General features: G+C 65.7%; 22 protein-coding genes and 1 tRNA gene. 15 read left to right on the top strand and 8 right to left on the bottom strand.

The window, feature by feature from the left end; translation table 11 throughout:
• Nucleotides 1-2: 2 nt before the first annotated feature.
• Together VHB27_RS07140 and VHB27_RS07135 are read right to left on the bottom strand one after the other, a co-directional pair.
• Entirely contained in the window at nucleotides 3-284 is a 282-nt protein-coding gene (locus VHB27_RS07140; RefSeq protein WP_325598670.1) for an acyl carrier protein, read from the bottom strand.
• Between the two features lie 129 nt (nucleotides 285-413).
• Nucleotides 414-1616, bottom strand: a complete 1203-nt coding sequence (locus tag VHB27_RS07135) for a hydantoinase/carbamoylase family amidase (RefSeq protein WP_325598669.1) — start codon at nucleotides 1614-1616, stop codon at nucleotides 414-416.
• A gap of 116 nt (nucleotides 1617-1732) precedes the next feature.
• On the opposite strand from VHB27_RS07135, the gene VHB27_RS07130 reads away from it, so the two are divergent.
• The 3 genes from VHB27_RS07130 to VHB27_RS07120 all read left to right on the top strand — a co-directional run bounded on the left by VHB27_RS07130 (nucleotide 1733) and on the right by VHB27_RS07120 (nucleotide 4165).
• Nucleotides 1733-2242, top strand: coding sequence for an NUDIX domain-containing protein (locus VHB27_RS07130; protein ID WP_325598667.1), 510 nt, complete (start codon nucleotides 1733-1735; stop codon nucleotides 2240-2242).
• Between the two features lie 159 nt (nucleotides 2243-2401).
• Complete coding sequence (locus VHB27_RS07125; RefSeq protein WP_325598665.1) at nucleotides 2402-2671, top strand: hypothetical protein; 270 nt, start codon at nucleotides 2402-2404, stop codon at nucleotides 2669-2671.
• A gap of 114 nt (nucleotides 2672-2785) precedes the next feature.
• On the top strand, nucleotides 2786-4165 hold the full coding sequence (locus VHB27_RS07120; protein WP_325598663.1) for a trypsin-like peptidase domain-containing protein: 1380 nt from the start codon (nucleotides 2786-2788) through the stop codon (nucleotides 4163-4165).
• A gap of 15 nt (nucleotides 4166-4180) precedes the next feature.
• On the opposite strand, the gene VHB27_RS07115 is transcribed toward VHB27_RS07120, so the two are convergent.
• Together VHB27_RS07115 and VHB27_RS07110 are read right to left on the bottom strand one after the other, a co-directional pair.
• The gene (locus tag VHB27_RS07115) at nucleotides 4181-4549 is read right to left on the bottom strand and encodes a GFA family protein (protein WP_325598661.1); all 369 of its coding nucleotides are present in this window, start codon (nucleotides 4547-4549) and stop codon (nucleotides 4181-4183) included.
• Nucleotides 4550-4649: 100 nt separating this feature from the next.
• Entirely contained in the window at nucleotides 4650-4976 is a 327-nt protein-coding gene (locus VHB27_RS07110) for an NIPSNAP family protein (protein WP_325598659.1), read from the bottom strand.
• 100 nt (nucleotides 4977-5076) lie between these two features.
• Between VHB27_RS07110 and VHB27_RS07105 the strand changes: the two genes are divergently transcribed.
• On the top strand, nucleotides 5077-5907 hold the full coding sequence (locus VHB27_RS07105) for a hypothetical protein (protein ID WP_325598657.1): 831 nt from the start codon (nucleotides 5077-5079) through the stop codon (nucleotides 5905-5907).
• Between the two features lie 30 nt (nucleotides 5908-5937).
• On the opposite strand, the gene VHB27_RS07100 is transcribed toward VHB27_RS07105, so the two are convergent.
• Nucleotides 5938-6012 (bottom strand) — tRNA-Val (locus VHB27_RS07100).
• 129 nt (nucleotides 6013-6141) lie between these two features.
• On the opposite strand from VHB27_RS07100, the gene aroQ reads away from it, so the two are divergent.
• Nucleotides 6142-6591 carry a type II 3-dehydroquinate dehydratase gene (gene aroQ / locus VHB27_RS07095; RefSeq protein WP_325598654.1) on the top strand — a complete coding sequence of 150 codons (450 nt, stop codon included), beginning with the start codon at nucleotides 6142-6144 and terminating at the stop codon, nucleotides 6589-6591.
• On the opposite strand, the gene VHB27_RS07090 is transcribed toward aroQ, so the two are convergent.
• Complete coding sequence (locus VHB27_RS07090; protein ID WP_325598652.1) at nucleotides 6588-7349, bottom strand: GntR family transcriptional regulator; 762 nt, start codon at nucleotides 7347-7349, stop codon at nucleotides 6588-6590. The two genes, aroQ and VHB27_RS07090, sit on opposite strands and share 4 nt — an antisense overlap.
• Before the next feature lie 150 nt (nucleotides 7350-7499).
• Here VHB27_RS07090 and VHB27_RS07085 point away from each other — a divergent pair, with 150 nt between their 5' ends.
• The 8 genes from VHB27_RS07085 (at nucleotide 7500) to VHB27_RS07050 (ending at nucleotide 17592) form a co-directional block, all read left to right on the top strand.
• The gene (locus VHB27_RS07085; protein ID WP_325598650.1) at nucleotides 7500-8699 is read left to right on the top strand and encodes a mandelate racemase/muconate lactonizing enzyme family protein; all 1200 of its coding nucleotides are present in this window, start codon (nucleotides 7500-7502) and stop codon (nucleotides 8697-8699) included.
• Nucleotides 8699-9466, top strand: a complete 768-nt coding sequence (locus tag VHB27_RS07080; protein ID WP_325598647.1) for an SDR family oxidoreductase — start codon at nucleotides 8699-8701, stop codon at nucleotides 9464-9466. Before VHB27_RS07085 ends, VHB27_RS07080 begins: the two co-directional genes overlap by 1 nt.
• 19 nt (nucleotides 9467-9485) lie before the next feature.
• Complete coding sequence (locus VHB27_RS07075; protein ID WP_325598645.1) at nucleotides 9486-10490, top strand: TRAP transporter substrate-binding protein; 1005 nt, start codon at nucleotides 9486-9488, stop codon at nucleotides 10488-10490.
• Between the two features lies 1 nt (nucleotide 10491).
• Nucleotides 10492-12354, top strand: coding sequence for a TRAP transporter large permease subunit (locus VHB27_RS07070; protein WP_325598643.1), 1863 nt, complete (start codon nucleotides 10492-10494; stop codon nucleotides 12352-12354).
• Between the two features lie 12 nt (nucleotides 12355-12366).
• Nucleotides 12367-13401 (top strand): L-idonate 5-dehydrogenase, encoded by a 1035-nt coding sequence (locus VHB27_RS07065; RefSeq protein ID WP_325598641.1) that lies wholly within the window; start codon nucleotides 12367-12369, stop codon nucleotides 13399-13401.
• Nucleotides 13402-13413: 12 nt separating this feature from the next.
• Entirely contained in the window at nucleotides 13414-14775 is a 1362-nt protein-coding gene (locus tag VHB27_RS07060) for an MFS transporter (RefSeq protein WP_325598639.1), read from the top strand.
• Between the two features lie 109 nt (nucleotides 14776-14884).
• A complete protein-coding gene (locus tag VHB27_RS07055; RefSeq protein WP_349255668.1) occupies nucleotides 14885-16147 on the top strand; it encodes an MFS transporter in 1263 nt (420 codons plus the stop codon).
• Nucleotides 16148-16152: 5 nt separating this feature from the next.
• A complete protein-coding gene (locus VHB27_RS07050; protein WP_325598636.1) occupies nucleotides 16153-17592 on the top strand; it encodes an enolase C-terminal domain-like protein in 1440 nt (479 codons plus the stop codon).
• Between the two features lie 18 nt (nucleotides 17593-17610).
• Here the strand turns inward: VHB27_RS07050 and VHB27_RS07045 are convergent, their stop codons facing one another.
• Together VHB27_RS07045 and VHB27_RS07040 are read right to left on the bottom strand one after the other, a co-directional pair.
• A complete protein-coding gene (locus tag VHB27_RS07045) occupies nucleotides 17611-18399 on the bottom strand; it encodes a class II aldolase/adducin family protein (protein ID WP_325598635.1) in 789 nt (262 codons plus the stop codon).
• Nucleotides 18400-18438: 39 nt separating this feature from the next.
• Nucleotides 18439-19752 (bottom strand): MFS transporter, encoded by a 1314-nt coding sequence (locus VHB27_RS07040; protein WP_325598633.1) that lies wholly within the window; start codon nucleotides 19750-19752, stop codon nucleotides 18439-18441.
• A gap of 540 nt (nucleotides 19753-20292) precedes the next feature.
• On the opposite strand from VHB27_RS07040, the gene VHB27_RS07035 reads away from it, so the two are divergent.
• Nucleotides 20293-20730, top strand: coding sequence for a type II toxin-antitoxin system VapC family toxin (locus tag VHB27_RS07035; protein WP_325598631.1), 438 nt, complete (start codon nucleotides 20293-20295; stop codon nucleotides 20728-20730).
• 296 nt (nucleotides 20731-21026) lie between these two features.
• A partial coding sequence (locus VHB27_RS07030; protein ID WP_325598629.1) for a hypothetical protein occupies nucleotides 21027-21845 on the top strand: 819 nt, incomplete at its 3' end.

Raw genomic sequence — 21845 nt, 5'->3', positions numbered from 1 at the left:
GCTCAGGCCGCCTTGGCGGCGACCAGCTTGTCGATGTTGGCGCACAGGTTCTTCAGGACGAAATATTCGTCCGTGCTGACCTTGCCTTCGTTCACTTCCTGGGTCCATTGCTCCAGCGGCATCTTGATGCCGAAAGCCTTGTCGATGGCGAAGGCGACGTCCAGGAAGTCCAGGCTGTCGATGCCCAGATCGTTGATGGCATGGCTGTCCGGGGTGATCTTCTCCGGTTCGATATCGCAAGTGTCGGCGATGATTCCCGCCACGGTCTCATAGGTCGAAGCCATACGGCATCCTCATGGAAAGTGCGGCGAGGTAGCACCCACCCGCCCCAGGCGCAAGCGCCGGAGGTTCAGGGCCCCGTAAGGGCCGCGTATCAAAGGGAAACGGCGGGTAACGCCGCTTCCCGGTCCGCCTCAGACCGTCGCCAGGACCGACTCGGCGGCGTCCGCAAACACCTGGCAGCCCAGCACGATGTCCTCATCGCGCGTGTTCTCGGTCCAATGATGGCTGATTCCGCCGATCGAGGGAACGAACAACATCGAAGACGGCAGCACCTGCGACAAGATCTGCGCGTCGTGCCCGGCGCCCGAGGGCATCGCCTGGGCCAGGCCGGGTGCGTGTTTCCGCGCCGACTCGGCGATGGCGGCCTGGAGGGTCGGGTCCATGATCGCCGGCACGGTCAGGCCGCTATAGGCGATGGTCGCGGTGCAGGGGCCTTTGTTGGCTTCGGCCAGCAGGCCGTGGAACGCTTCGTCCATCCGGTCCAGCGTCGCCTGGTCGGTGTCGCGCCATTGGAAGATCAGCTCCGCCTTGCCGGGCACGATGCTGGGCGCCCCCGGATCGAGCTTGATGTCGCCCGCCGTCCAGACGGTTCGCGGATTGGCGATCTTCGGGAAGGTCTCGTAGACGGCGGCGAGGAACTTCACCAGCGCCATGCCGGCGTCCTTGCGCACTGCCATGCGCGTGGTGCCCGCGTGGTTCTGCTGACCCTGGAACGCGATGCGGTAGCGCTTGCTGCCGACGATGCCCGTGACGACGCCGATGCGCAGATGATGGTCCTCGAGGTCCGCGCCCTGCTCGATATGCGCTTCCATATAGCCGCGATAGCGCGCGACATCGACCTGCTGGCGCGGCCGACCGGAGAAGCCGGCCTGGCGCAGCGCATCGCGCAGGGGCTGGCCGGTCTCGCGGTTGGCGCAGACATCCATCTCCTGCTCCGTCAGCAGGCCGCAGAAAGAGCGGCTGCCGACGAACGAGGCGAAATGCCCTTCCTCGTCGGCGAAGGCGGCGACGTCGATGCCGGTCTTCAGCGTGCGGGCGGTCTCCAGCCCGTAGATCAGGCCCAGGATGCCGTCGAGCCAGCCGGCATGGTTCTGCGTCTCGATATGGCTGCCGGTCAGCAGCTTGCGGCCGGGGCGCGGGTCGCGGCCATAGACATTCCCGATCCCGTCGATCGACGCCTCCAGCCCTGCGTCGGCGAACCGCTCGGCCAGCCAGTGGCGTGCCTTCACGTCGTCCGCGGAGTAGGTGGGGCGATGGACGCCGGTCTTGTACTTGCCGATCTCGCGGACCGCGTAGAGGTCTTTCAGCAAACGGTCGGCGTCGATCGTGGGCATGCGGGTGGGCTCCTGGTTCGCGCGGCAATGCAACATGGCTCGGGGGTGGGAGTCGATAGGTCGCTTCCCCGGACGTTCCCGGCTGTCGGGCGGACCGGGACGCGCTATGATGCGGCATGCGGAACAAGGGGCGCGGCAATAGACAGGCGTATGTCGACGCGGCTTGGCGCGCGGTGTTCCGGCTGGGCTACCCGGTCGCGCGCATCTGGTGGCGCCTGTGGCCGTCGCATCACGACGGGGCGCTGGTGGCGATCCATGTCGGCCCTTCGGTGCTGCTGCTGCGCTCTTCCTACCGCCAGGCCTGGACCTTTCCAGGCGGCGGCGTGCGCCCCGGCGAAACCCCCGAAGCCGCCGCGCGGCGGGAGTTGATGGAAGAGATCGGCCTGATCCTGGCGGCGCCGCTGCCCCTGGCGGGCGAAACACGCGGGCGATGGGAAGGACGGCGCGACCGGGTGTTCCTGTTCGCCCTGCATCTGGACCATCTGCCGAGGCTGCATCTGGACAACCGGGAAATCGTCGGCGCGCGGCTGGTCCCGATCCACGAACTGCGCGGGATGAAGCTGACCGGTCCCGTCGCCGACTATGTCAACGGACGGATCAGTCCCGCGACGCCATCGTTACGATGAGATGACAGGGTTTTAAGCCCAAGCCCCAGGAATAACCGGAGCGGCCCCGCAGTCTCCATGCACGACAGCGCCACATGAGGCTGTCCTGAGCAACATCGAGCGGAGCATCGAATCATGTCTGTGGCGTACCCACCGGTCAACGGAACCGGAACGAAGCGGATGAAGCTATTGATGTCGGCGACGGCGTTTGCCCTGGGGCTTGCGATGGTCCCGGCGTTCGTCCCTGCGCTTGCCCAAGCGGCCCCCGCGAAGCAGCACACCGACGGCGAGGCGCCCACCCAGGTCGGACCTGGCAGCAAGGCCTATAAGCAGCAAAGCGATGGGGAAAGCCCGACCGTCGTCGGCCCCGGAAGCCAGGCCTACAGGCAGAAGACCGATGGCGAGAGTCCGACGATTGTCGGCCCCGGAAGCCAGGCCTACAAGCACTGACCTGCCGATCCGCCCACGGACGGCCGGGCATGTTCCGGCCGTCCGTGGCTTGGTTCGCGGCTTGGCATCATGGGCCCGCTTTTCACCGAGTTGGGTTTCAACGAGGAAAGTTCCATGCGTCAGACAACGCGGCTGCTGGCAATCGCGATCCTGCCGTTCCTGGCGGTCGCCGGACCGCTCGATGCGCCGGCCGGCGCGCAAACGATCTCCGCCCCGCTGGATCCTTTCGCGGCCGTCGTCGCGAAGGTGTCGCCGGCGGTGGTGCGTATCGCCGTCTCCCAGACGCCGACGCCGGGTCCGTCAGGCAATCAGCAGGTGGCGTCGAACCCGTCCATGGCGCGCGCCGCGGACGAGGCGGAGAGCCAGATGTTCGCGATCGGCTCCGGCTTCATCATCGATCCGTCAGGCTATATCGCCACCAACAAGCACGTGGTGGAAAACGCGCTCGCCATCACCGTCATCGATACCAAGGGCGAGCGGTTCCCCGCGCGGATCGTCGGCATGACGTCCAGGGCGGACATGGCCCTGCTGAAGATCAACGCGGGCCGCCCGCTGCCGACCGTGCCGTTCGGCGACAGCGATGCCATGCATGTCGGCGATCCGGTCATCGCGATCGGCAGCCCGTTCGGGTTCGACAATACGGTGACCAACGGGATCATCAGCGCGGTGAACCGCGACATCATGGAAAGCCCGTTCGACGACTATTTCCAGACGGACGCGGCGATCAACCATGGCAATTCGGGCGGCCCCCTGTTCAACATGAGGGGCCAGGTGGTCGGCATGAACAGCGTGATCATCGCGCCGGGGACAGGGTTTGCCGGCCTCGCCTTCTCGATCCCCTCCAACGACCTGAAGTTTGTCTTCGATCGCCTGATCCACACCGGCAAGATCGACTGCGGCATGCTGCCGATCACCACGCAGGCCGTCACCTGGCCGCTGAAGCAGGCGCTCGGTGCGCCCGATTTGCGCGGCGCGCTGGTCTCGGCCGTTAACGACCCGAAAGGGACGATGTTGAACGGCTTGATCCAATCGGGCGACGTCATCGTCTCCTTCAACGGCCAGCCGATCAGCGATCCGCGCGAACTGGCGCGGAAAGCGGCCTGGTCGCCGGTCGGCAGCGAGGTGGAACTGGGGGTCAATCGCGGCGGCCAGGTCCATTCCGTGAAGGTGAAGATCCACGAGTGGCCGGAGTCACCGATGCCGGTGACGATGCGGCCGGATCGTCCGCTGGGGCTGACGCTGTCATCGCGGCCGAGCGCGGAGGGGCCGTCGACGGTTGTCGTTGCGTCGGTCGATCCGAACGGCACGGCCGCCGACAGCGGCATCCGGCCGGGCGACACCATCGTGAAGGTGCAGCATGTCGCGATCACCACGCCGGAACAGGCGACCGATCTCATGAACCAGCGGGCAGGGCAAAAGGATCCCTATTCGGCCGTACTGGTCGAGCGGGCACAGAAGCAGATGTGGCTCGCGGTTTCGTTGCCAGCGAAATGAGGGGCCGGCCCTGCGTCAGCGTTCGGGAAACGTCTCGAACTGCGGCAGGGTGTCGGTGATCGCGTACCAGGGCGCTTTGGATCCGACGAAGATGTGGATCGACGGACGGATGGACGGTTCGTCGACCAGGGTGCCCATCGGCACGTGGACATAAGCGCCTTCACGTACCACCGAATAGAGCAGGGAACCGCAGACCGAGCATCGTGCGTCGTGCGGCCCGTCCTGGCTGCCGAAGAGGAAGATCGATGATTCGCCCTGGGTGATTCGAAAGTCCCGCCGCCGGATGCCGGCAAAGGGCTTGAACGCGGCCCCGGTCGCGCGCCGGCATTGGGAGCAGTGGCAGTTCATGGCGTATTCGAACGCGTCGGGCGCCGCATACGCCACGGCGCCGCATGTGCAACGACCTGTCAGTGTGCGCGGACCCGGCATGCCGGCGGAGACGATGCCGGCCAGCGCGCAGGCACTGGGCCGGCATCGTCCGACATCACTTCACCGAAGAATACGGCGTCGGGGCCAACATGTAGTTCGTGACCTTCGCCACGATCGGTCCGTTGGCTTCGGTCTTGGCGCGCGCGGCGTGCCATTCCGGGTCGGCCTGGAACGCGTTCCATTTCGTTTCGCGCTCCGCCAGCGATTCCCAGGCCAGCATGTAGTACAGCGTCATGTTCGACTCGCCGATCAGCGTCGTCCAGAAGCCGGCCTGCTTGATGCCGTGCTTTTCCCAGATCTTCAGGGTGATGGTGGCGAAGCGGTTGTTGAGATCCGGCAGCCGGCCCGGCACGGCTTCATAGATGCGCAATTCGTAGATCACGTCTTCCTCCCATGGGTAAACAGACAGGGCACTGTGCGGCGGCCGGACTGCCTCGGCAAGGTTTACGCCCGGCTTCGGGGCGCACTAGCATCGAACTGTCATGCTCCCTGAACTTCACGAATCCGACGCCACCGGCCGTATCGCGGAGATCTATGCCGAGATCAGGCGCTTCTCGGGCGTGCCCTACGTGTCGTCCTTGCAGCGCTACCTGGCGACGCTGCCCGGCGTGCTGGAATGGGCATGGGACGCGCTGCGCCCGGCCATGGCCAGCGGCGTCGTGCCCGAGACCGGCTGGCGGCTGGCGCGGACCGTCCGCCTGGACGCAGCAGTGCCGGTGGCGCCCGCGACGTGCCGCCGCTGGGGCCTCGATGCGGCCGGCCTGGCGGCGATCCGCAACATCGCGGCGAATTTCGTCCGTGTTTCCCCGGTGAACCTGGTCACCGGGGCTTGCCTGTCCTTGTTGTTGACCGGTGCAGCGGTGGGCGGCGGCGAACCGATGCCGGCGGATTGGACACCGCCGGACCCCCTGCCGCCTATGCCGGGGAACGTGGCGCCGGACGCCTTGCCGGGCGACCGGCGCGCGGTGCTGATGCGGTTCGCGACCGAGGTCGACGGCGAGCCGTTCATCCCGGCCTTGTATCGTCAGATCGCGCATTTCCCGTCGGTGCTGGCCTGGCTGGCGGACGCGCTGGCGCCGCGCCTGGCCGCGCCGGCGACGCTGGAAAAGGGGGCCGCATTCCGCCAAGCCGCGCGGGACGCCGCTCCCGCGATCGTCGCGCGCCTGCCGGGCCTGCCGGACCGGCCGCCGCCGGACGGCGAAACCGTCCGCAAGGTCCTGGCGGCGATCGAGCGTTACGCCGAGACCAGCCCCGAAATGACGCTGTTCGGCAACTTCATCCTGGACGTGCTTCCGCCGACGCCGGATGGCTGACTGCGTGCGAAATGTCGTGGAGCGGCCGGGTGGTGGGCGCGACAGGGATTGAACCTGTGACCCCTGCCATGTCAAGGCAGTGCTCTCCCGCTGAGCTACGCGCCCCGAACCGGAGGCGAGTGTCTAGCCCCAACTGCCCCGGCTCCGCAAGGGTCGTTCTTGGTTGTCGCGAATCCGGCTATCCTGGCGGCACGCGCCCCCGATCGGGCGCTATCCCAGAACCGGAGCTGTCCGATGAGCCGCCTCGTCTATGTGCTGAATGGCCCGAACCTCAACCTCCTCGGCAAGCGCCAGCCGCACATCTACGGCCACGAGACGCTGGCCGATGTCGAGCGCGACTGCCGCGTCCTGGCGACGGAGTTGCGGCTGGACATCCGCTTCCATCAGTCCAACCGCGAATACGAGATCATCGAGTGGATCCATGAGGCGCGGGAGACGGCCGGCGGCATCGTCATCAATCCGGCGGCGTTCACCCATACCTCGGTGGCGATCCTGGACGCGTTGAACACGTTCGACCATCCGGTGATCGAGGTGCACATCTCCAACGTCCACAAGCGCGAGGAATTCCGTCACCGCTCCTTCGTATCGCTGCGCGCGGACGGGGTGATCGCCGGGTGCGGGACGCAGGGCTATCTGCTGGGGCTGCGGCGGGTGGCAGCGCTGATCGACGCGAAAGGGACCTAATCCGCCGCGAGGGGCGCCAGGTTGCAGTCCAGCAGGGCCGGGTCGATCTCGGCCTCGATCACGTCCAGCATCCCGCCGCTGAAGCCGATCAGCGCGTCGGAGGCGGTGACTGCCTGCCGGATTTCCCCTGCCGCGACGGCATCCAGGATCGCCAGGTGGCAGTCGATCGTGCCGTCCAGCCCTTCCTCCGGCCGCACCCAGCTATGGTAGATCCAGCCGACGCGGCGGAAGATCGTATGCAGCGGGCGCAGGGTCGTTTCGACGAATTTCTCCCCCGACGCCGCCGCCAGCAGCGCGTCGATGCGACGGTCCAACTGGTTGAAGGCGCCGATCGTCATGCCGTCCCGCCGCTCCCGCAGGGTCCGGGCGATGTGGCGCATCTGGGTCCGGTGCGCGGGGCCGGAGCGGGTGGTCGCCAGGCGGACGACGAACCGCTCCATGTCCCGGCGCAGCGGCAGCAGCACCCGCTCGCGGGCAAGGTCGATCGGCGGGACCTGCAGCCCGTGGCGCGGGCGCACCTGGATCAGCGTGTCGGAGGCCAGCCGGCTGACCGCTTGGTGCGCCGGCGTGCGCCCGCTGCCGATCATGGTCTGCAAGTCCTGGATCGACAGGTACTGGCCGGGGCGCAGGACGCAGGTGACGATCAATTCCTCGGCCTGGTCATAGGCCTGGTCCGCCAGGTTCACCCGGTGCGTGCGCGGCGCGGCCGGCGCCCGCGGCTCATCCTTGGCATTCCGGTCCTTGGCATTCCGGCCCATGATGGTCCCTGCTTCCTACCCAGGGACGCATGCTAAAGGAGACCGATCGGTAGAAAAAGTGACCCAAGGTATATTGTGATATTTTACAGTAGGATTTATGAGGCGCACCCAGCGCCCTGAAAGGGCCGCTGAAGGACAGGAGGAACGCCGGTGAAGATCACCGCGATCGAAACGCTGCGGACCGAGGAATTCTCGAACGTCCTGTGGGTCCGGGTGCATACCGATGCCGGCGTGATCGGTCTGGGTGAAACCTTCTACGGCGCCGGCGCGGTCGAATCCCACATCCATGACACGCTGTCCGGCCGCCTGCTGGGCCGCGATCCGTTGCGCATCGAGGCGCTGCACCGGGAGATGCTGAACCTCCCGATGGCGCAGTCCTCGACGGGGGTGGAGTATCGTGCGGCCTCGGCGATCGACATCGCGCTGTGGGACGCGTTCGGGAAAGTGTGCGGACAGCCGGTGCACCAGATGCTGGGCGGGCTGTGCCGTGACCGCCAGCGCATCTACAATACCTGCGCCGGCTACGGCTATGTCCGGTCGCAAAACATCAAGCCCGTTTCCACCTGGAACTTCGACGAATCGGCCGGTCCGTATGAAGACCTGAACGGGTTCATGACCCGCGCCGACGCGGTGGCGGAAAGCCTGCTGGCGCAAGGCATCACCGCAATGAAGATCTGGCCCTTCGACCCGCCGGCGCTGGAGAACGAAGGCGTCCACATCACCGCCGAACAGCTCAAGAAGGCGATCGAGCCGTTCGAGAAGATCCGCAAGGCGGTTGGCGACAGGATGGAGATCATGGTGGAGTTCCACTGCCTGTGGAACCTGCCGATGGCCAAGAAGCTCGCGAAATGGCTGGAGCCGTACAATCCCACCTGGTACGAGGACCCGATCCGGATGAACTCGCCCCAGGCCCTGGGGGAACTGGCCCGCTCCACCAATGTCTGGATCACCGCCAGCGAGACGCTGGGCTCGCGCTTCCCGTACAAGGACATGCTCGACCGCGACGCCATGAGCGTGGTGATGGCCGATCTGTGCTGGACCGGCGGCTTGACCGAGGGACGCAAGATCGCCTCCATGGCCGAGACTTATCATCGGCCCTTCGCGCCGCATGACTGCGTCGGGCCGGTCGGGTTCATCGCCGGCATCCACGCGTCGTTCAGCCAGCCCAACACGCTGGTCCAGGAGAGCGTGCGAGCCTTCTACACCGGCTGGTACAAGGAGTTGGTGACGGTCATGCCGGTGATCCGGGACGGCTACGTCCTGCCGATGCACGGTCCGGGCCTGGGCACCGAGTTGCAGCCGGCGGTGTTCGACCGGCCCGATCTGAAAGTCCGCCGTTCGGAGGTCTGATGTCCACGAAACTGTTCGACTTGACCGGCCGCACCGCGCTGGTCACCGGCTCCTCCCGCGGGCTCGGACGAGCGATGGCCGAAGGACTGGCGGCGGCGGGTGCGGCGATCGTGCTGAACGGCAGCAACCCCGACGGGGTGGCGCAAGCGGCGGCCGCGCTGCGTGCCGCGGGTCATACAGCACATGAGGCGCCGTTCGACGTCACCGACGAGGACGCGATCGTTGCCGCATTTCGGGCGCTGGATGCGCAGGGCGTCGCGGTCGACATCCTGGTCAACAATGCGGGCGTGCAATATCGCAAGCCGATCGTCGAGCTGGACAGCGCCGACTGGCGCCGCGTCATCGAGATCAACCTGACCAGCGCCTTCGTCATCGCGCGGGAGGCGGCGAAGCGGATGATCCCGCGCAAGCGCGGCAAGATCATCAATATCGGCTCCCTGATGTGCGATGCCGCCCGCGCAACGGTCGCGCCGTACACGGCGGCGAAGGGCGGCATCAAGATGTTGACACGCACCATGACCGCCGAATGGGCCGTGCACAACATCCAGGCCAACACGATCGGTCCGGGCTACATGCTGACCGATATGAACCAGGCGCTGGTGAACGACGAAGCCTTCAATGCCTGGGTGGTCGGCCGTGTGCCGGCGCGGCGCTGGGGCAAACCCGAGGAGCTGATCGGCACCACGATCTTCCTGGCCTCCTCGGCATCCGATTATGTCAGCGGGCAGATGATCTATGTCGATGGCGGCATGATCTCGGTGCTCTGATCGAAAGGGAAAACGTCTAATGAAACGATCCGTCTCTCGCCGTCACCTGCTGGGGGCGGCCGTCGTGGCGCCGGCCTTGATCGGGCACGCCAAGGCCGCCACCACGCTGAAGGTCGCGACCTCGTTTCCGAACGATCCGAAATTCTCCACCGCCCGCATCTGGTACGACCTGTTCCTGCCGAAACTGAAGGCGCACACCAACGGGCAGGTCGTCACGCAGTTCTTCCCGGACAACCAGTTGGGCCAGGAAGCGGACCTGCTGAGCCAGGTGAAGCTGGGCGTCGTCGACATGATGCTGGTCGGCACCTCGATCTGGACCAACGTGGTGCCGGAGTTCGGCACGCTCGACCTCGGCTATGTCTTCAAGGACTTCGACCACATGCGCCGGGTGGCGCGGACCCCGGCGGCCGCGGCGCTGGAGAGGCAACTGGTCGCCAAGGGCGGCGCGCATTTCCCGTCCTGGGGCCGCAATCTGGGCGCGCGCAACTTCCTGACCAAGTTCTCCTTCAAGGAGCCGGCCGACCTGGCGGGCAAGAAGATCCGCAGCCTGCCCAATCCCGTCATCACCGAAACGGTGCGGCTGATGGGCGCGGCCGCCACGCCGATGGCGTTCGGGGAGATCTACACGGGCCTGCAGGCCGGTGTGATCGACGGGCTGGAGCATGACGCGCCGACCATCCTGTCCGCCAAGTTCTATGAGGCCGCCAAGTATTTCACCCTGACCGAACACATCCACACGCCGTTCGGCGCGTTCATCAGCGACCGTACGCTGCAGAAGCTGCCCGCTGCCCAACGCGACGGCGTGATCGCCGCGGTAACGGAAGCGACAGACGAGCACTTCCAGCGCGCCGCCGCCATCGAGGCCGATGCGGTCACGCAGCTCAAATCCTTGGGCGTGACTGTCGAGGGCTGCGATCGCGAGGCGTTCCGCAGCCGGGTCAAGCCGATGTGGGCGGCGTTCGCCACCAAGACGCCGGGCGCGAAGGACCTGCTGGACGCGATCCACCAGACCGAATCCGCCTGACATGACCGTCGCGAGCATGGTGGAACGCCGTTCGGGGACGTGGGGCGCTTTCGTCCGGGTCCTGCTGTTTGCGATTGAAACCATTGCCGCGCTGCTGCTGGTCGCCGATCTGGGCGTCGTCATCTGGTCGGTCCTCGGCCGCTACTTCTTCGACGCCCCCATGGTCTGGAGCGACGACGTCGCCCGAGCGCTGCTGCTCGGGCTGACGTTCCTGGGGGCGGCAGGGGCGTTGGCGCATGGCGAGAACGCCGGCGTCACCTTCTTCGTCGATCGGCTGCGCCCGGTCTGGCGGGGGCGGGTCGATGCCCTGGTCTCGGTGGTGGTGGCGGTCGTCGCCGCGAGCCTGTGCTGGAACACCTACGTGTTGTTGCAGGATACGGCCGGGCAGACGGTCGGCGCGGGGATGCCGCAGGAAATTTTCTTCCTGCCGCTTTGCTTCGCCGCCGGCGCGATGACGCTGTTCGCCTTCGACGGCCTGACGCGACATGCCTGGGGCGACGTCGTTATGGCCCTGGTGATCGTGGCGGCGGCCGTTGGGGCCTGGCTGCTGGTGTCCAGCCTGTGGCCGGACGCTTTGCCCACCGGTCTGCTGATGGGCACGGCCTTCGTGCTGGCGCTGGCGGGCGGCGTGCCGATCGCCTTCGTCCTGGCGTTCACGACGCTGGTCTTCATCTGGTGCGGCGACATGCTGCCCGGCGAGTTCTTCGCCCAGCAGATGGCCCGCGGCATCGACAATTTCGTGCTGCTGGCGGTGCCGTTCTTCATCCTGGTCGGCTACCTGATGGAAGCCAACGGCATGTCCGTGCGCCTGATCTCGCTGCTGCAACGCGGCGCGGGGCGGCTGCGCGGCGGGTTGGACGTGGTGATGGTGCTCAGCATGGTCATCTTCTCCGGCATCTCCGGCTCGAAGATGGCCGACATCGCCGCCGTCGGATCGGTGCTGGTGCCGGCGGCGCGCAAATCCGGGCAGAAGCCGGGGGAAGCGGTGGCGCTGCTGGCCGCCTCCGCCGTCATGGCCGAAACGATCCCGCCTTGCGTCAACCTGATCATCCTGGGTTTCGTCGCCAACCTGTCGATCGGCGGGCTGTTCATGGCCGGGCTGCTGCCGTCGGGGCTGATGGCGGCGGCGCTGATCATCGCCTCGATCCTGATCGGCCGGCGCACGGCGCGGGACGCGGTGCTGGGCGACGCGACCGAGAGCGTGTCGAGCCTGGTCGTCAGCGGCCTGGCCGCGTTCGGCCTGATCGCCCTGATCTTCGGCGGCTACCGTTCAGGCTTCGCCACCGCGACCGAGATCTCGGCCTTCGCCGTGGTCTATGCCCTGGTTGTCGGTGCGCTGTTGTTCCGCGATATGGACTGGCGCGGCGCCTGCCGCGTGTTCCGCCATGCCGCCGTCCGTTCCGGCATGGTGCTGTTCATCGTCGCCGCGGCGCAAAGCCTCGCGTACGTCCTGACCCTGCAACAAGTGCCGCATCTGATCGCCGAAGCCCTGGTCAGCCTGTCGGCGCAGCATGGCGCCTGGGTGTTCCTGCTGCTGTCGATCGTGATCCTGATCGTCATGGGCTCGATGCTGGAGGGCGCGGCGGCGCTGATCATCTTCGGCCCGCTGCTGATGCCGGTCGCGCGCATGCTGCATGTCGATCCGCTGCATTACGGCGTGATCCTGGTGATCGGCATGGGGATCGGGCTGTTCGCTCCGCCGTTGGGCCTTGGGCTCTATGGCGCCTGCCTGATCGGCGGGGTGCGTCTGGAGGAGACGGTGTGGCCGATCCTGAAATACCTGGGATTGCTGTTTATTTGCCTTTTGCTCATCGCCTTCGTTCCTGCCATCAGTACCGCCCTGCCGAGAGCGTTCGGCTACTGAAAGGAGACGGTCATGAAAGCTGCCGTGATCCACGCGCCCCGCGACCTCCGTATCGAGGAGGCCGAGGTGCCGACGATGGGTCCCCACGACGTGCAGGTGCGCATCCGGAACGGTGGCATCTGCGGATCGGACCTGCATTATTACCAGGATGGCGGCTTCGGCACGGTGCGCATCCGGGAACCGCTGGTACCGGGGCACGAGATCGCCGGCGTGGTCGATGCGGTCGGTTCGGCGGTGACGCGGGTGAAGCCCGGCGATCATGTCGCGCTGGACCCCAGCCTGCCGTGCGGCCATTGCGAATACTGCCTGGAGGGCAAGCCGCGTCACTGCCTGGACATGCGCTTCTACGGCAGCGCCATGCGCTTCCCGCACGTGCAGGGCGCGTTCCGTCAGATCATGGTCTGCACCGAGGCGCAGGCCGTGCCGGTTCCCGCTGACCTGGGATTGGAACGCGCGGCGTTCGCGGAACCGCTGTCCGTCTGTCTGCATGCCGGGGTCCAGGCCGGGCCGCTGATGGGCAAGCGCGTGCTGGTCACCGGTTCCGGCCCGATCGGTGCGCTCTGCGTCATGGTCGCGCGCCATGCCGGCGCCAGGGAGATCGTCGCCACCGACCTCGCGGACGCACCGCTGGCCGTGGTCAAGCGCGTCGGGGCGGATCACGCGATCAATGTCCGCACCGACGCTTCGGCGCTGGATCGTTTCAGTGCCAACAAAGGCTTCTTCGACGTGGCGTTCGAGGCGTCGGGCAGCGGGGCGGCCATCGCCTCGGCCGTTCCGGTGCTGCGCCCGGGCGCGACGCTGGTGCAGGTGGGGATCGGCGGGGCGGAGACTCCGGTGCCGCTGAACGCGGTCGTGGCGAAGGAGATCACCCTGCGCGGCACGTTCCGCTTCGATGTCGAGTTCGCCTGGGCTGTCGGCTTCATCGCTTCGGGCGCGATCGATGTGCGGCCGCTGCTGACCGACGTGATACCCTTGAAGGATGCGGTGCGCGCGTTCGAACTGGCGGGCGACCGGTCGAAGGCGATGAAGGTTCAACTGGCGCTCTGAGGAGACAGGAACGTGTCGGCATCGATGTCGCAGCAATCGGTGATGGATAGCGCCGTCCGCTATCTGATCTCCAACTACAATCCCAAGGGCAACCGGATCGGCTGGCTGATGATGTCGTCGATCCTGGTGGAGGCGTGGGACCTCTATTCGATCGCGTTCGTGCTGATCTTCATCCGTGATCAGTATCATCCGGACCCATTGCTGCTGGGACTGGCGGCGGCGGGCACGCAGGGCGGCGCGCTGGTGGGGGCGCTGATCGGCGGGTGGCTGTCCGACAAGATCGGCCGGCGCATCATGTTCCTGGCAACGATGGTGATGTTCATCATCATGGCGCTGGTGCAGGCCTTCGTCACCAGCGTCGAGTGGCTGGTCGTCATCCGCCTGGTCCTGGGCATCCCGCTGGGGAGCGACATCTCCAACGGCTATACCTACATCATGGAGTCGATGCCGAAAGGCGAGCGCGAAGTCATGGGCAACCGCTGGCAGTTCATGTTCGCGGTTGGCGAAGTGCTGACGTTGGCGGTCATCGCCGTGTTCCTGATCATCAACATGGACCACGAATGGGTCTGGCGGGTGACGCTGGGCCTGGGCGCGCTGCCGGCGTTCATCATCCTGGTGATGCGTCACGATTTGCCCGAGACGGCGGTCTGGCTGATCCGCAACGGCCGCTTCCGCGAAGCCAAGCAGGTCGCCAAGTCGATGTACAACGACTCGCTGGACATGCTGCCGGACCAGGACGTGGTGGTGACGAAGCCCAGTTCGGCCGCGTTCCTGGCAGATATCCGCAAGGACCCGATCCGCTGGCGCGCCACGCTGTACGGCTGGATCGCCTGTTTCGCGCAGGCCACCGAGTTCTCGACCTTCGCGTTCTATATCCCGGTGCTGTTCACCATGGTGGGCGTGTCGACGATCCTGGGCAACAACCTGGTTACCATGGCGCTGTATGTCATCGCGGCGATCTCGGGTTGGGTGGGACCGCAGATCACGCCGAAGGTCGGGCAGCGCGGGATCGCGATCGCCGGGTTCGCGATCGTGTTCGTGGCCCTGCTGCTGGCGGCGTGGGCGCTCTATACCGACCACAAGATACTGCTGCCCGTGGCGGCGGCGATCATGCTGTGGGGCCATTACTGGGACGCGTCGAACTGCATGACGATCCCGACGGTGGTGGCGAAGCCGGAATATCGCGGCACGGCCAGCGGGTTCGCGTATATGTTCGTGAAGCTGCCTTCGTTCCTGGCGATCTTTCTGTTCCCGACGCTGTTCTCGGCGATCGGACAGGCGAATGCGACCCTGTTCGTGGCGATCTTCCCGCTGATCGGGCTGTTGGCTGCGGTGTTCATCCTGCCGGAGATCTACGGTTACGAGTATGATTGATCCGCGGCCGCTGTAAACTCATCTGAAAGGAAACCACTTGTCCCAGGCTTTCACCACCACCGCGGCGGCGGGGGAGAACAAGACTCGCGTCCGCTGGCTGGTCGTCGCGATGCTGTTCGCCGTCACCGCCGTCAACTATGCCGACCGAGCGACGTTGGGCATCGCGGGACCGGTGGTGTCGAAGGATCTGGGACTGGACCATGTCCAGATGGGCTTCATCTTCTCGGCATTCGGCTGGTCCTACGTGATCGCGCAGTTGCCGGGTGGCTGGCTGCTGGACCGCTATGGTTCCAAGGTCGTCTATGCGTTCGGCCTGGGGCTGTGGTCGCTGATGACCATGGCGCAGGGTTTCGTCATCTTCCTCACCGGCGCGGCGGCGATGACCGTGCTGTTCGGCCTGCGGCTGCTGCTGGGCGTGGCCGAGGCGCCGTCCTTCCCTGGCAACAGCCGCATCGTCGCTGCCTGGTTCCCCAAGCAGGAACGAGCAACCGCGTCCGCGATCTTCAACTCGGCGCAGTATTTCGCCACCGTGATCTTCGCCCCGCTGATGGGCTGGATCACCACGATGTTCGGCTGGCCCTGGGTCTTCGGGGTGATGGGCGGCATCGGGCTGCTGCTGACCGCGCTATGGTTGAAGACGATCTACAATCCGCCGGAACACCCGATGATCAACCGGGCGGAGGTCGACTACATCGCCGCCGGCGGCGGCCTGGTGAACATCGATGAACCGGTCGCCAAAGGCCAGACGGCACGCTGGGACCATATCGTCCAATTGTTCCAAAACCGGATGATGGTCGGGATTTTCCTCGGCCAGTTCTGCATCAATGCGCTGACCTATTTCTTCATCACCTGGTTCCCGGTGTACCTGGTGCAGGCGCGCGGCATGTCGATCCTGAAGGCGGGGTTCGTCGCCTCCCTGCCGGCGATCTGCGGGTTCCTCGGCGGCATCCTGGGCGGCATCGTCTCCGACTGGATGCTGAAACGCGGCTTCTCGCTGTCGGCCGCGCGCAAGACGCCGATCGTGCTGGGCATGCTCACGGCCGTCGCCATGATCATCTGCAACTACACCGACCAGCAATGGCTGGTCGTGGCGCTGATGGCGCTGGCCTTCTTCGGCAAGGGCGTCGGCGCGCTGGGCTGGGCGGTGATGTCCGACGCGGCACCGCGGGAGATCACGGGGCTTGCCGGCGGCGTGTTCAACGCCTGCGGCAACGTCTCCTCGATCACCACGCCGATCATCATCGGCTATATCATCCAGACCACCGGCTCCTTCAACGGCGCGCTGGTGTTCGTGGCGGCCAACGCCGTGGTGGCGGCCGCGAGCTATCTGCTGATCGTCGGCCGGATCGAACGTATGGAACTAAGGGCCTAAGAACCATGACCCAGGAAATCCCCCCTCTGGCAATCCCCTCTTTGGCGCAAACCCCAAAAGTCACCGAGATGCTGGTCGTGCCCGTCGCCGGGCAGGACTGCATGCTGCTGAACCTGTGCGGCGCGCATGGCCCGTTCTTCACCCGCACCATCGTGGTGATGAAGGACAGTGCCGGCCATACGGGCCTCGGCGAAGTTCCCGGCGGCGAAAGCATCCTGCGTACGCTGGAACGCAGCATCCCGTTGGTCGTCGGCCAGCCGATCGGGGACTACAACGCGATCCTGAACGCCGTCCGGGCCTCGCTGCCCGGCGCCCAGGGCGGACGACAGGGCGGACGACAGGGCGGGCGGCAGGCGATCGTGCACCAGGCGGCCTCGGACGCCGAGAAGCGCGTCCTGGCGCAGCCGCATGAGATCAACCTGCGCGTCGACAACGTGCTGGCGGCGGTCGAGGCCGCGCTGCTCGACCTGCTCGGGCAGTATCTCGGCGTGCCGGTCTGCGCCCTGCTGGGCGGCGGCCAGCAGCGTGACGCTGCGAAGATGCTGGCCTATCTGTTCTATGTCGGCGACCGCACGAAGACCGATCTGCCGTATCCGGCGCCCCGCGGCTCGAACCACGCATGGGAGCATGTGCGGTGCCAGGAGGCCGTCACGCCGGAAACCATCGTGCGCCAGGCCGAGGCGGCAACCGAGCGCTATGGCTTTTCCGACTACAAGCTGAAGGGCGGCGTGATGCCCGGCGAGCAGGAGATGCAGGCGGTCCTGGCGCTGAAGAAGCGCTTCCCCGAGGGCCGCGTCACGCTGGATCCCAACGGCGCCTGGCACCTGGCCGAGGCCATCGAACTCGGCAAGGCCCATGGTCACGCCATGGCCTATGCGGAAGACCCGTGCGGGCCGGAAAACGGCTATTCCGGCCGCGAGGTGATGGCGGAGTTCAAGCGCGCCACCGGCATTCCCACCGCCACCAACATGGTCGCCACCGATTGGCGGCAGCTTGGGCATTCGCTGTCGTTGCAGGCGGTGGACATTCCGCTCGCCGACCCGCATTTCTGGACCATGAGCGGATCGGTCCGCGTCGCCCAGCTATGTGACGCGTTCGGCCTGACCTGGGGCTCGCATTCCAACAACCATTTCGATGTGTCGCTTGCGATGTTCACCCATTGCGCGGCGGCGGCGCCGGGCAACATCACGGCGATCGACACGCATTGGATCTGGCAGGAAGGCAATGAGCGGCTGACCAAGGAACCGCTGCAGATCGTCGGCGGCGATGTGGCGGTGCCCGACAAGCCCGGCCTGGGCATCGAGATCGACATGGACGCCCTGCGCGCCGCCAACGAGGTCTACAAGAAGATCGGCGGCGGCATGCGCGACGACGCGATCGCGATGCAGTACCTGGTGCCGGGTTGGACCTATGATCCGAAGCGGCCGGCGTTTGGCCGAGGGTAAAGGGCGCTCGAGCGCCCTCTATTCCCGCCAGCTTGGATCGCGCCGGTCGAGGTAGCGCAGCATTGCCGGCCATTCCAGCAGCCCGAAGGGCCGTCGCGTCGTCGGTTGATACAGATGAACCGAATGCGCGACGACATCCTCGGACGGCTGGGTCAGTTCGGTATTGGCCGCCATGGCGTCGACCTGCGCCTTGCAGGCCATTTCCAGCGAATACATCTGGTTGAAGGCCTCTGCCGCCGTCGGTGACGCGGTCAGCAATCCATGATTGCGCAGGATCATGCTGCACGCGGAACCAAGGTCCTTCACCAGCCGCGCCCGCTCATCCAGGTTCAGCGCGGGTCCTTCGAAATCATGATACGCGACCGGCATGCAGCGCATCGCGGTCTGGGTCAGCGGCAGCAGGCCGCATTTCATGGTCGAAACGGCCATGCCGGCCCTTGTGTGCGTGTGGATCACGCATCCGACATCGGGCCGGGCGGCGTGGACCGCGCTGTGGATGACGTAGCCGGCCGCGTTGATGCCAAGGTCGGGGTGCGGATTGAAGATCGTGTTGCCTTCGATATCGATGGTGATCAGGCTGGACGCCGTGATCTCCTCATACATCCACCCGTACGGGTTGATCAGCAGGTGTTCGGCCTCGCCGGGGATGCGCACCGTGACGTGGTTGTAGACAAGGTCGGTCATGCCGAACAGCGCCAGCAGGCGATAGGTCGCGGCGCAGTCCAACCGAGCCTGCCACTCCGCATCGGAGACGCGGGCGCGGACCGGGTCGATGCGGGCGGATGTCGTTACATTCGTATCTGGCATGTCGTGATGGTCCAATCGCGTGAGGAAGTTGGGGATGCCCTAAACGGATTGACGGCTCATGGCGGCCGGCGCGGTTGCTGCCCTGCTTTCGCCCAGCGCGACGACGATCACGGCGGCGACGACGGCGCAGGCGGCGATCGCGACCATCCCCCAGCTATAGCTGCCGGTGGCGTCCTTGATGGCGCCGACCACGAACGGTCCAAGGAACCCGGCCAGGCCGCCCACCGCGTTGATCAGCGCCAGGCCCCCCGCCGCCGCCGCGCCTGTCAGCAGCGATGACGGAATCGCCCAGAAGACGGGCTGGCTGCCCAGGAAGCCGAAGGCCGCCACGGAGAAGGCGACCATCGTCGCGACATGGCCGGTGACGAGCGTGGAGGCGATCAGGCCGGCCGCGCCGACGACCAGGCCGAACGCGCAATGGAAGCGGCGTTCGCCAACCCGGTCGGACCGGCGGCCGATGGTCAGCATGCCCAGCATGCCGAACAGATACGGGATCGCCGTGACGAAGCCGGTCTGGGTATTGGTCAGCCCCATGCCCTTGATGATCTGCGGCAGCCAGAAGCCAAGGCCGAAGGTGCAGGCGATCGCCCCGAAATAGACCAGGCTCAGCAGCAGCACGCGCGGATCGACCAGGGCTTTCCCGATCGAGAAGTGCTCGATCGCCTCCCGCTCCTTGCGTTCCTGCGCCAGGCGGGCGATCAGCCAGGTGCGGGCGTTGGGGGACAGCCATCGGGCGCGTTCCGGGGAGTCGGTCAGGACGAACGGCACCAGGATGGCCAGGATCACGGCGGGCAGGCCTTCGAGGATATAGAGCCACTGCCACCCGCGGAAACCGAGCGTGCCGTCGAGGCCCAGGATCAGCCCGGATACCGGCGCGCCGACGATGGTGGAGATCGGGATGGCGGCCATGAACCAGCCGATGATCTTGCCGCGGTAGCTGTTGGGGAACCACAGGGTCAGGTAGAACAGGATACCGGGAAAGAACCCGGCTTCCGCGAGGCCCAGCGCGAAGCGCATTGCGTAGAAGCTTTTGACGCCGGTCACGAAGGCCATGGCGGCGGCGATGATCCCCCAGGTCAGCATGATGCGCATCATCCAGCGTCCGGCGCCGAACCGGGCGACGGCGAGGTTGCTGGGGATTTCGAAGATGAAATAACCCAGGAAGAAGATGCCGGCGCCGGTGCCGAAGACGGTCGAGCTGAAGCCCAGGTCCCGGTTCATGGTGAGCGCCGCGAAGCCGACATTCACGCGGTCGACATAGGCGATGAAGTAACACAGCATCAGGAATGGAACCAGCCGGCGGAATATGGCTTTCGTCGCCTGGGCTTCGGTCGCGGTTATCGTTTCACTCATCGTTTCGTCCGTTATCTCCCATTGTGCGCGCATCTTCTCGCGGCATAGGTGGTATGCGCTGTGTTTCGGTGCGGGGCTAGGTGCAAGCCTGGCAAGGCTCTATTGCAAGTTTTCGGACCCAGCGTTGAGCGGACGGCCGGAGCGACATTTTTGGAAGTCTGTCAGACAGTTGTATGGTATCGGGGGTGACGCGGCGCCACGCGCGTGCCAAGATGTCCGTAGGAGGATGCCCGAACTGCGAGCGGTCCGGCAGATGGGTCTTGGCCCCCAACGCTGGACGAAAGCGATCGCTGCGTGGGGGCCGCCAGCCCCATGAACTCATGGCCCGTCCCGGTCGTCGTTCGGCCAAGCTGCGACGGGTTGTGATCTCCCACCATCAGCCGGGTCGCGCCGGGCTTGCAACCGTAGACGCGACATTGTCGACGGCCCCATGAGAGCAGAGGTGCGTTCGGTCGGCTGTTGATGTCCACCCCCATTGTGCCGGACGATCTGCCGGAACGTGATCGCACGCCGCTGCGTGACGCCGGCTTCTGACCGCCGGTGTATCTCGTCGATACGAACGTCATCTCGGTTGGCGCACCGTCGCGGCTCGCTCCAGCCGGGTTGGTCGATTGGATGGATACGCACTCGGCGTCGCTGTTTCTCTCGGCCGTGACGGTGGCGGAGATCGAGGACGGCATCGCCAAGTTGCGGCGCGAGGGGGCCACGCGCAGACGTGCCGATGCGGCGGCCTGGCTGGAGGCTGTGCTGCATCTCTATGGCGACCGTATCCTGGCGTTCGATACGGCGGCGTCCCGCATTGCCGGTGCCCTTTCGGATCGGGCACGCAGCCAGGGTCATGCGCCCGGATTCAGCGACATCGTCATTGCTGCGACCGCGCAATGCCACGGGCTGACCATTCTGTCGCGCAACGTCCGGCATTTTGCACCGCTGAACGTGCCGGTGCTCGACCCTTTCACTGCATTGCCGCCCGCCTAGGCGCACGCGGACCGCAAAGCATCTGTAAGACCGCAGGGCAGCATCACCCAGGCGCCGCGACACCACGAGCGGCGGACAGAGTCGCCCATCGGAATCAGCGGCAATGCTCGCGATATGTCTCCGCGGATCCTCATGATTGACCAATCGCCGATAGGATGGGCCCACCGTTAGCGCCGAGGCATGAACCCGTGCCCGGCACGAAGCCGATGGGTGGGCAAAAGGCCATTTCGCAGGTTTGGCGGCTTACGGCGGCGAAATGCGGTATTATGCAGCAGCCGCCACCACGGATTTGTGGCATGAGCGGCGCCCCGATCCCCACATATCATCCGCTCAATCCGCGCCGGTGGGCGCTGGTGGCGGTAGCAACCTTAGTCGGCGGAAGTTGCAATTTCGTTGAAGCCCCATTTGGATGGGGGCGTTCCGCCTTGGTCTCGGAGCAAAAAACGGGCAGATGTTTGCCGTTGTTGGTCGCCAGTCCAGTAGACAAAGCAGATATCGAGTATAAGGGATTTGCTTCCGTTGAGCGCGGCGTCAATGTCTCCCTGTGCGTCGCTATCGCTCTGGAGTGGAATGTAAGCGGCGCCAATTTTGGGGTCATTTTCATTCCCCGGCGCGGGATTATGGAACAATGTATGCCAAATCGCGGTTCCCTCTCCAGTAGGGAAGAGGCGCAGACCATCACATGCTTTGTTTCGGGGCAATGGCGAATTGGCAACAAAGGTTTCATTCGACAGCGGAATATGTTTGATCGAGTAAATTTTGAAATTCCAATTCCCACGCAAGGCAGGTTCTCGTCCGGTATTGACGAGAGTCAGCAGGATAGACATGGGTTGTGTGACGGTGAGCGGGCCGTGATCCGCTCGGTATATACCCACCCAAGCCCTGTTAGCTTCAATGGTGGCATTGTCCGCATCAACTATGCCCCAATAAACAAAAACCAGACCGACGAGAGCGACAATAGCGCCTCCAGCAGTTATGAAATTAAGCCGTTTCGCTACCCGGATTTGCCGTTCCCAGAATTCCCGCTCGTGGGCGCGGTGCTGCTGTTCTTCGGTCTCAGGGCCAGTAATAGGGGGCTTGAGCATGGCCCGTTCGCCCTGCTGATGGGTGGCTGG

It is taken from the genome of Rhodopila sp. (genome assembly GCF_035548235.1).
Taxonomy (GTDB): Bacteria; Pseudomonadota; Alphaproteobacteria; order Acetobacterales; family Acetobacteraceae; genus Rhodopila.
The sequence above is the reverse complement of the archived record's forward strand: the minus strand, read 5'-3'. Positions and strand labels throughout refer to the sequence as shown.

Coding starts and splice junctions, on each gene's coding strand:
- VHB27_RS07140 (WP_325598670.1), bottom strand. CDS start 284: ATGGCTTCGACCTATGAGACCGTGGCGGGAATCATCGCCGACACTTGC.
- VHB27_RS07135 (WP_325598669.1), bottom strand. CDS start 1,616: ATGCCCACGATCGACGCCGACCGTTTGCTGAAAGACCTCTACGCGGTC.
- VHB27_RS07130 (WP_325598667.1), top strand. CDS start 1,733: ATGCGGAACAAGGGGCGCGGCAATAGACAGGCGTATGTCGACGCGGCT.
- VHB27_RS07125 (WP_325598665.1), top strand. CDS start 2,402: ATGAAGCTATTGATGTCGGCGACGGCGTTTGCCCTGGGGCTTGCGATG.
- VHB27_RS07120 (WP_325598663.1), top strand. CDS start 2,786: ATGCGTCAGACAACGCGGCTGCTGGCAATCGCGATCCTGCCGTTCCTG.
- VHB27_RS07105 (WP_325598657.1), top strand. CDS start 5,077: ATGCTCCCTGAACTTCACGAATCCGACGCCACCGGCCGTATCGCGGAG.
- aroQ (WP_325598654.1), top strand. CDS start 6,142: ATGAGCCGCCTCGTCTATGTGCTGAATGGCCCGAACCTCAACCTCCTC.
- VHB27_RS07090 (WP_325598652.1), bottom strand. CDS start 7,349: ATGGGCCGGAATGCCAAGGACCGGAATGCCAAGGATGAGCCGCGGGCG.
- VHB27_RS07080 (WP_325598647.1), top strand. CDS start 8,699: ATGTCCACGAAACTGTTCGACTTGACCGGCCGCACCGCGCTGGTCACC.
- VHB27_RS07075 (WP_325598645.1), top strand. CDS start 9,486: ATGAAACGATCCGTCTCTCGCCGTCACCTGCTGGGGGCGGCCGTCGTG.
- VHB27_RS07070 (WP_325598643.1), top strand. CDS start 10,492: ATGACCGTCGCGAGCATGGTGGAACGCCGTTCGGGGACGTGGGGCGCT.
- VHB27_RS07065 (WP_325598641.1), top strand. CDS start 12,367: ATGAAAGCTGCCGTGATCCACGCGCCCCGCGACCTCCGTATCGAGGAG.
- VHB27_RS07055 (WP_349255668.1), top strand. CDS start 14,885: ATGCTGTTCGCCGTCACCGCCGTCAACTATGCCGACCGAGCGACGTTG.
- VHB27_RS07050 (WP_325598636.1), top strand. CDS start 16,153: ATGACCCAGGAAATCCCCCCTCTGGCAATCCCCTCTTTGGCGCAAACC.
- VHB27_RS07045 (WP_325598635.1), bottom strand. CDS start 18,399: ATGCCAGATACGAATGTAACGACATCCGCCCGCATCGACCCGGTCCGC.
- VHB27_RS07040 (WP_325598633.1), bottom strand. CDS start 19,752: ATGAGTGAAACGATAACCGCGACCGAAGCCCAGGCGACGAAAGCCATA.